This window comes from uncultured Megasphaera sp. (assembly GCF_958350005.1).
Classification (GTDB): domain Bacteria; phylum Bacillota; class Negativicutes; order Veillonellales; family Megasphaeraceae; genus Megasphaera.
The window spans coordinates 1-2559 of the sequence record NZ_CATWFF010000242.1 but is presented as its reverse complement, the minus strand read 5'-3'; the positions used below and the strand labels follow the sequence as shown (position 1 = coordinate 2559).

2 protein-coding genes are annotated in these 2559 nt (G+C 52.7%); one reads left to right on the top strand and one right to left on the bottom strand.

Annotation, left to right across the window (positions count from 1 at the left end; translation table 11 throughout):
* The first annotated feature begins 142 nt into the window (after positions 1 to 142).
* Positions 143 to 412, top strand: coding sequence for a hypothetical protein (locus tag Q3886_RS10000; RefSeq protein ID WP_301861331.1), 270 nt, complete (start codon positions 143 to 145; stop codon positions 410 to 412).
* Positions 413 to 555: 143 nt separating this feature from the next.
* Here Q3886_RS10000 and nadE read toward each other — a convergent pair whose 3' ends face one another.
* Positions 556 to 2454 (bottom strand): NAD(+) synthase, encoded by a 1899-nt coding sequence (gene nadE, locus Q3886_RS09995; RefSeq protein WP_301861329.1) that lies wholly within the window; start codon positions 2452 to 2454, stop codon positions 556 to 558.
* Between the last annotated feature and the right edge of the window lie 105 nt (positions 2455 to 2559).

The following is a 2559-nucleotide window of genomic DNA, read 5'->3' as shown; positions in this document are numbered from 1 at the left end:
CTCCACCCCGTTTCCAGGGCGAGATTTAACCGCCTGCCGTTGTATGTGTAATGCCATGGAGCTATTATATAAGAAGTGCAGAAAGATTGTCAATGCAGTTCTGTTGCTCAAATGGAAACGCTATTTTCCTTGGCGGTGATTTTTGAAGACAGTAACAGAAGACATGGAAAAGGAGTTGACTACCATGTGCAACCTGAGCGAAGGAATAGCAGAAAAACATTTTAATAAAGGCTTGAAATTAGGGGAAAAACGAGGAGAAAAAAGAGGCGAAAAAAGAGGCGAAAAACAAGGAAAAACCAGCGTGCTTATAAACCTCTGGAAACTGGAAAAGAACATGGACAAGCTGGCTGCTGTCAGCGGCTGGACGAAACAGCAGATACAGGATATGTTAAAGGAACATAAGCTGATATAAGGAGGAACCAGGAGCGGCCATAGTACCTTCATCTGAAAAACGGATTCACATAGGGGAATCCGTTTTTTTATACGCAAAAGAGGCCCGGAAGGGCCTCTCAGCAGATATGCGTATGGTGGACAATACACCATGTCAGGATGCCCTTAACGGGACAGGGCCTGCTGTTTCAGTTCTTCATAGCGCGTCGTATAGTACGGTTTAAGCTGTGACTCCCGCAGGTCGTTGCCGAAGGAACGGCGGCTGACGGACAGGAGGGGAGGACTTTGAATACGTTTTGCTACGGCAAAGCCGGCAATGAGGTTCCACCACCGTTCCAGATCGGCAATGAAGGCCTCGGCTGTAGGGAAGAGATCAGCTACGCGGACGGAGCAGCCAATGTGCTCTTCCAGCGTACCTTCCAGATACCACTGCAGCACCGATTCCGGCGTTGCCCGCTGCCACCGTTCAATGAAGGCGGCAAAGAGGTAATCGTGATACGGATAGATCAGGGGATCGCCCTGGCCCTTGTCAATATCCTGACTGGCTGACAACTCGGCACTGGGGACGATGTCGATGCTGCCGCGGGGGACTACTTCCCGCTGAAAGACCGTATCGTTCAGATAGCGGGCCAGATCATAGACCTGGTGTTTCCACAAATCGGCCGTTGCGGCCAGGAATCCGGCACTGTCGCCGTATAAGGTGGCGTAGCCGACGGAAGATTCGGCCTTGTTGGCGTTGCACGTAAAGACACCGCCGAAAGCGGCAGCGGCAGCGGCGAGAATACGGCTGCTCCGGTCGCGGGCCTGAATGTTTTCTTCAATAAAACTGGTAAGTTCCAGATGGCCTGCTTCGCGGCCCTGTTTGTAGAGAAGGGCATCCTCCATTTGCTGCCGCGTCAGTTCCAGGCTGTCCTGGACGGGAATGACCGTATAGAGGCAGCCCAGATTATCGGCCAGCTGGCGGGCCAGATTTTTCGTCGTATCCGAGTTGTAGCAGCTGGGCATGTTGATGAGCAGGATGTTTTCCGGCGGCAGCACCGTGGCATACAGCGCAGCGTTGACAGCAGAGTCAATGCCGCCGGAAACGCCGATGACGACTTTGCGCAGCCCTGTAGACTGGAGAAAAGACTGGAGCCCGTAGTGGAGACTGGCGTATATGTCGGCTGTGTTGTTTCGTTCTACAGCCGGCCGGACTGGCGACGTAAACTGATGGGCCTGTTCATCATACTGGAGGATAGCCAGTTCTTCGGCAAAGGGGGTACATTCATAATGAAGGGAGCCGTCTTTATCATAGGCGCCGGTAGAGCCGTCAAAGGAGTAGACGTTTTTGCCGTTATTCTGAATGCCCGTGCAGTTGACGTAGACTGCAGGGCAGCCTGTTTTTTCAATGGCCTGGCCGAACAGGCGATGGCGACGCTGGGTTTTTCCCTGTGTAAAGGGGGAGCTGGAAATATTGATAAACAAGTCGATGTCATACATTTTTCCCAGGTACGACATGGGCTTGAAGGGATAGTTGTCGTCCCAGCTGTCTTCGCAGATCAGCGGGCCTACGCAGAGCTTGCGGCCGTCATCAAAGACGATGTGTACGGGAGAGAGGAAGTCTTCCGGAAAGGCCCGCCGTTCCTGGGCTACTTCCATGAGGGACGTAAAGTAGCGGATATCGCTGAATTCCCGGTAATTGGGAAGGAGCGTCTTGATGTAAAACGGGTAGGGCGAGCGGCCCGGTGCCAGGAGCTGACCGTTTTTGGCAATGAACATGGCGTTATACTTGCGTGTGCGGCCGTCGAGGTTGACGCGCCCTTCTTCTTTGGCGACATTGCCGTAAATAATCGTAATGCCGTCAGAGGCAGCCTGGATTTCCCGGCCCAGACGGACGCACTCGTCGATGAAATCGGGCTGATCCCATACGTCGCCAATGAAATATCCCGGAATAGCCAGTTCGGGAAAGATGATCATGTCGCAGCCTTCTTCCTTGGCTTTGGCAATGTAGTGTTTCATCGTGTCCGTATTCTGCCGGGGATTGCCGGCGCGGACGTTGATTTGTGCAAGCGCAATTGTCAGCATACAAATACCCCCCTGTAGGTAATGGAAAAAGATAGTATTATACTATCATAAATGGCGCAGAGTGGCTAGTATCCGGCACTAGCTACAACCAGGACGATGTAGTAT

Bases quoted from the DNA above. Each gene is read 5' to 3' on its own strand.
- nadE (WP_301861329.1), bottom strand. From the start codon at position 2,454: ATGCTGACAATTGCGCTTGCACAAATCAACGTCCGCGCCGGCAATCCC.